Origin of the sequence: Vibrio sp. SG41-7, from assembly GCF_014164465.1 — a bacterium.
GTDB classification, from domain to species: Bacteria; Pseudomonadota; Gammaproteobacteria; order Enterobacterales; family Vibrionaceae; genus Vibrio; species Vibrio splendidus.
The window spans coordinates 1-6540 of the sequence record NZ_JACJFF010000180.1 but is presented as its reverse complement, the minus strand read 5'-3'; the positions used below and the strand labels follow the sequence as shown (position 1 = coordinate 6540).

At 40.2% G+C, this 6540-nt stretch carries 3 protein-coding genes and 1 pseudogene; 1 reads left to right on the top strand and 3 read right to left on the bottom strand.

Going from position 1 to position 6540, the window contains the following annotated elements:
• Positions 1-248: 248 nt before the first annotated feature.
• The 3 genes from H5300_RS24795 to H5300_RS24785 all read right to left on the bottom strand — a co-directional run bounded on the left by H5300_RS24795 (position 249) and on the right by H5300_RS24785 (position 5281).
• Positions 249-1094, bottom strand: a complete 846-nt coding sequence (locus tag H5300_RS24795) for a hypothetical protein (RefSeq protein ID WP_182797168.1) — start codon at positions 1092-1094, stop codon at positions 249-251.
• A 12-nt stretch (positions 1095-1106) separates the two neighbouring features.
• A complete protein-coding gene (locus H5300_RS24790; RefSeq protein WP_182797167.1) occupies positions 1107-3371 on the bottom strand; it encodes a dynamin family protein in 2265 nt (754 codons plus the stop codon).
• Between the two features lie 375 nt (positions 3372-3746).
• A protein-coding gene (locus tag H5300_RS24785; RefSeq protein WP_405055150.1) for an IS3 family transposase occupies positions 3747-5281 on the bottom strand; the annotation gives its coding sequence in 2 pieces (ribosomal slippage) (positions 3747-4828 and positions 4828-5281; 1536 coding nt in all).
• A gap of 1034 nt (positions 5282-6315) precedes the next feature.
• Between H5300_RS24785 and H5300_RS27765 the strand changes: the two are divergent.
• A pseudogene (locus H5300_RS27765) lies at positions 6316-6540 on the top strand (hypothetical protein); the annotation flags it as partial.

Below are 6540 nucleotides of genomic sequence, written 5' to 3'. Positions count from 1 at the left end.
TCTTGAGACTACGCTCCGTTAAATCGAGTGGTGATTTACAGGATTACTGGAATTTCCATAAACAGCAGGCTAAACAAAGGCTGTATGGCTAAAATGTAACGTGTCGATTCAAAAGAACCACACCCGTTTCTTATCCTAATGGGACGTTTAAGTATGAGTGTGACAGTGGTGATGGTTGGTATGACTGCACGAAGTAGCTACGTTTGAGTTAATGGCATAGAAGGGAGCAGTAGCTCCCTTCTATTAGGTTATTTATTGTTTATATATTTTTTCAATCTCAAGCTCGGTTGGTTAATGTACGCCTGTAAGCACTCAAAAACCCGCTTCGCTGGTCCATTTAACTCGGTGTGAACATAATTATATTTTATGTCGTTGAAAGTTAACTCTTTCGAACCGCGGTCATAACCAACACTCTCAATATCTCCGATAAAGATAAATTCTTTGTCTTTCCCCAAGCCTTTAAACGCCACGAACTCTGAAGTCAATGTCATACCATCACCCCCACTACCAAACAGAGTAGTGTCGAATAGAACTAGCACATCATGCACATATTCTGATGGCTCTTCAGCAGGATGATGAGCATAAGACTTACCAGCTCCCTTTATTTTCTTTTTACCTTTAGATTCAAACCAGTCGTTTGAAGTGACTACATATTTACAACCGTCCCCCATTGATTTATAGAATGGGTCAAAGAATGAATCCAATGATTTATAGGTTTCACTTGTATATTGACTAATCAAATCATCTATCGTTCGTTTGTCTTTCTCTGTGCTAACGTGTTCCACTTTTTCACCAGAGATCGCAGCTCTCATCTCTAGTAATTTAGCTTCATCATTGTTTAATGCTGCTTTTTCATTATTCAGATCAACACTGAGACCAAATTCAATTGCTCTACGATGTAGCTCTGCGAAATAATCCATACAATCACTTGGATCAAAACCGATAGTTTTTTCTAGTAATTGAGATTCCCAGTATTGCTCTCTGCTAAGAGGCTCAACAACTGACTCTGGGAGCTTAACGTCTACGGTTTTGTCAATATCAGCATCCTTAAACTCAATAATACCTTTTATACTTTTTACCAAACTTGCAAACATTGGTTATTTCCTTTATTTAACTTGAGTCAAGACCATTTGTAGATGTGATATACACTTATCTAAATCAGCTAAATCAAATTCTTGCGTAGCCTCTTTATACATTTTTTCGATATGCTTTTCAGTTTCGGATTGCAGTTCATCCAAACATACTAATGTCGATTGTCGGGTTGCTGTCCAATATGAAGAAACAACCTTTTCAATTTCACCTAGAGGAGACTTTTTATCTACGGCTTGTCGAATTTTTTTTGCTAATGAAGATTGCCACTTGCCTCCAAATAGACGATATACGGCATAACCGATTGCAGAGGCTATCACTACACCAATTGTTATTGGTCCTCCAATTGCAGCCACAAACGACGTTACACTAGTAACACTGCTAGCCAAGCCCAAAGAAGTAAGGACACCAGCAGCTTTTCCCACAAGGATATACGCCCCTAGGTTACTCGTAATACCAGAGACATACAGAGCCATAGCACCAAGACTTCCAACCCCAGCTAAACCACCAACAAAAGCAGATCGTGAATCAAAGCCATCAATCTTCATACCATTCATATCAATAGAGGAATCAACTGCAATTGTCGTTGGTATAATAGACTGCCAGCTCACAAGTAATTGATCGATTTGGTTATTGAATCCAACGGAATTTGTTTTCAATGTGTTTTCTAATTTGCGAGATAATAACTGACTAATTACCCCGCCAATGCCTTGTTCTGCATCCTTTTTATCATCGAAGTTATCTTCAATTAGACTTTCTATGTTGGATTCACTAACTAGGCTGTTGTAATAGATTTTCAACTCTGAATTACACTCAGTTTCCGTTTGATTAGTCGAGATTATAAGCTCTTTAAATTTTTCAATTAGATTACCTGATTTCTCACGAAATCGCGCATCCTGTGTCTCAACCTCTGCAAGTCTTTGTTCTCCACTAGCTTTCAAAGATCTCAGCTTTTCAATACAAGCTGTAATTGTACCTTGAATGGCTAGCTCAACATCTTGAACACGCTGCTTTACAAGAGCATCTTGGTTCTCCATCAAGAAGTACGACATCTTACTGATAGCCTCCAGAGTACCTTCGCGCAATATGTCAGTTTCTCGCCAAAAAGAACACGTGATATCAGCTAACATTTGCGGTGAGGGTGATTCCGCAATACAACCATCGGCCTTCCAACTATCGAAAACGGTGGTATCAAGGTATTTGTAAACTCTCTTCATAGAAAGCAATTCCACTTCCTTGATTTCTTGTGGACTCATACCTGAATGGCAATGTGTCTTAACAAGGGCAATATGCTCTAAAATGTCCCGTTTAGAGGATGGGATACGCTTGCGAATAATATCCGCTAGAAATGAGACACTTGGTCCGTTCATGTACCCACTGTGTTGTGATAAGAAAACGACACCATCAACCAGCTCAACTCCTGAAATTGCAAAGTCGGTATCTTGTGTTTCAGAGTCATTTAGATTTCCCGGTGTATCTAGTAACCATGCTCTATGTAAGATAGGTGCATCTAAATACGAGACTGATAAATAGGCATCATCCGTCATTGTTTGGTCATCCCAATCATGGACACCGTATTTGTCTAAGATCTCCTTGCCACCTTCTTCAATTAAATACTCAGATACCTTGGTTCTATCACTAATCATGTGTGGTAAGAAACCTTTACGAAATAGAGCTACATCACCACTTAAGAAATCAGGTTTATCATCCTTATGAACGAGCATATTAACAATACTGGTTGCTGGTTGATATTTTACAGGTAGAAACTCATTGTTTACTACAGTGTTTATGAGCGTTGACTTGCCACTATCGTAATGACCAAAAAAACCGATAACAGGTTTACGCTTCAAACCTTCAAGGTTTAGAACCGATTGGTTCAATGCTTCTGCCAAACCGAGATTTGATGTGTATTCATGTTCAAATTCATGGAGGTGAGCCTTAGCCTTGGCTACTTTTTTGAGAGTGTCATCAATTAAAATGAGCTGATTAGTCTTTGTCGTAGTTTCCATATTCTTTTGGCCTCTATTAAGCTGAACAGCTTGTTGAATTGCTGATGAGTAGGCTTCTAAGGTGCTACCAACTGCCGTCATATAGGCAGCAATCTTATATGTATCCCCGTCCAAGGGGTTGTTTTCAATTCTTGATACTCCCTTTTGATCAAGTATCAATCTATCGTCCTCCATCCCTGAGCGTTTAGAAACATCAGCTTGTGACATTGATGCTTTTGTTCGCAAGCCAACTAAGAACTCTCGCATAAACTGTGTTAGATCATTTTTATCCATTTGGACACCCTCACTAAATTAACAACATTAACCTTAGACATATAAGACTTAACCATCAACCATTAATTGCAGGGAAGTAAGTCAAATATGACTTAGATCTCTTTCGGTGAGACAGGTGTGAGTTATCGTGAATCGTGTGTGAAAGTAGGCAATATCAATCACTTTCCACTATGAAATGATCACTATAGATATCAAACATAGGACCACTCCCTTATGAATACATCACTGAACATCTTTGAGGTTGAATTTAGCGAAGAGCAAAACATAGAGGTGCTTAAACTCGCTATAATCAAGCAATGTTGCACTGATAAAACTGGAATTATTACACTATCCATTCGGTGTTTTTCAAGGTAGTTGTCATCATTTGCTTGCTTATTAAGCAGCTTCTCTTTCTGGATTCAGGTGAACGTCACCAACAGGTTCACAGTTTCTGATATCACCAGGCCACCGCTCAGGCTTTCGCTGTTTTGCAGCAAGCAAGACCTCTATACGGCGCTTCAAGATCTCTTTATCTTTTCCATTGTGGCGCTCTGAAGGCGTAACGTAATTTAGCTTACTGTGCTTGTGCTCGGTGTTGTACCAGTGTACGAAGGCTTCAACCCAACTTCGACTACTGTCGATCGTTTCAAAGCCTTTTACTGGCCAACTTGGCATGTACTTTACCGTGCGGAACAATGACTCGACATACGGGTTATCATCACTGACTCTTGGGCGGCTATACGATGAGGTAATACCTAACTCTTCCATCTTAGCTTTGAAGGTCAACGACTTCATTGGTGCACCGTTATCAGAGTGAAGAACCAGAGCTTGATTAAAGCACTGCTCTCGCATCAACGTCCGTTGCAGAAGCTGTGACGCCAGTTCACCGCACTCTCGCTCATACACTTCATAACCCACGATTTTTCGGCTGTAGATGTCTTCGATGACATACAGGTAATAGTGTTGGCCTCGAACCTTTGAAGGTAAGTAAGTGATATCCCATGTGTAGACTTGATTCGAGCTTGTTGCCGTATAACTTGTTGGCTTCGCTTGCTTCTGTCTGCTCCGCTGACGACCTCGTTTGTGAAGTTGCCCCTGTGCTGCCAGTACTCGATAATAGCTCGATTCAGAGGCGATATACTCACCTCTATCAAGCAGTGTCGGGACGATTTGAGTCGGAGGTAAGCTTGCGAACTCAGAGCGGTTACACACCTCGATAATCGCATCACGCTCTTCCTGCGACAGCTTGTTAGCAGGCTCTGGCCTGATGCATATTGACCTTTTGTCTGTTTGTACTTCACCTTGCTGATACCAGCGACGATACGTTCTCAAGTCAATTTGAACTTCATGGCAAGCTGGCTCTAAACGGCATCCGCATTGCTTCGCTTCAAGAATTAAAGTGACTATGGTCTGCCTTTCATCGGTTGAGGTTAGTCGTCCTCTGGCTCTTCCCCGTAAAAGGCTCTCAGCTTTTTTCTTAGTACCAAGAGGGCGGCCGTTTCAGCGAGTGCTTTTTCTTTGAGTCGTAAATCTTTCTTCAACTCTTTGATTTCAAGTTTGTCAGCTTTAGCCTGCTTCTTTGCTTCAGCTTCCTGCTCTTTACTCGACTTAAACCCTTGCATACATTCGCGGCGCCAACTTTGGATTTGTTCAGGGAAAAGACCTTTTTCACGACAATATTGGCTGAGTTCACTTTCGGTCATCGAGTAAGTCTCGGCAACAATGGCAAGTTTAGTTTGAGCAGACCACTGCTCTGATGAAGTGTTGCTATTTGGCACTGCGGCTCCTGAACGTCTGAGTTGCTGGCGCCAATGATACAGGGTTGCAGTGCTAATTCCTTCCTCTTCCGACACTTCTTTCACTGACATCGAATAGGGAGGCAGCAGCTTCTTCAATATAGCTTCTTTTCTTTCTACTGAGATACGAGACACAATTACTCTTTATCGCCCAAACTGGTTAAATTTTAACAGTGACAACTACCCTGCCAGATAGGGCATTAAGCAGGCTATCAATCATGAAGAAAAGCAGTTGCTGAAAGATTTAAGTAACACTCTGAACATTCTGATTATCATAGTTAACAGTTCATTACATGGTAGCTGTCTTGATGCCTTACAAAGTATTAGTAGATCTGATGGTCTAATCGCATTATCAAGCAGCGATCTTATCGATCGTAAAGGCTCAATTGCTATTTATTCGAAACTAGACTCACAGACGATAGACTCAGATTTAGAACAACTAAACCTTTCCTCTAGTAACCATGCTACGGCTATGATTAGAGCTACAAACAACCTTACAAATGAAACCTTCCAAATGCTCAATCAAGCACTTAGAACTAAACTGCCATCTACCTCTTCTCTTCATTAGCAATCGGGTTCACGTGTAACGAGATTCTTGATAATTACAAAATTGACTTATTTGCATTTAATAATGAGGTTGCAACTCAAGCAATTAAGCCTTTCGGTAGAAATGTTTCAATCAATGGTAGTGAGCCTGTATCATCACAACACTTACATATTCCTGACTGGTTGAGAAAGCAAGACTGATTGACTAATGCACGAACGTGTCATTGATTTAATCGTTGATGTTAAGCTATATCATTATCAGTGATCACGGATACGCCCCTTATATTAGTAAATGATAAGGCAAAAATCATCTGGCATATAAGGAAGCCATTACAGCTTCCTTATACTTACTCATTACTGTCACGCTCACGGTAGAAATAGCCATTTTTGAAGCTAAAGTTTGATCGTTTTCAGAGATTTACCATTTTCAAAGAGTCAAAAAAGTACAATCTTTAGATCGCTTTTTAACTCATTTTTGGACAATTATCATCTAGAGTAATCCACCTACACTTAGTTGTAAGTGGATTTATACCGCAATTAGAACTCATACGTAGGTGAATATTTATTCAGAACTGAGATTTGCCGACATCAATGGGTAATATCAGCTTAAAGCTAACCTCTATATGCCAGACAAAGCATTTTACAGTCTTTATGACAAAATCTGTCGATTCGACATCCTCTGGTATGCTTTCTATTTGTGTAAAGCAAATAAAGGAACTGCGTGTGTCGATGGTGTTAGATTTGAAGACTTAAACAGCATTGAATCATCTGGCCAATTGATCAAAACACTAAGAGCAGAATTGGTAAACGGTACTTACAAACCGCTACCAGTAAAGAGAGTACAAATT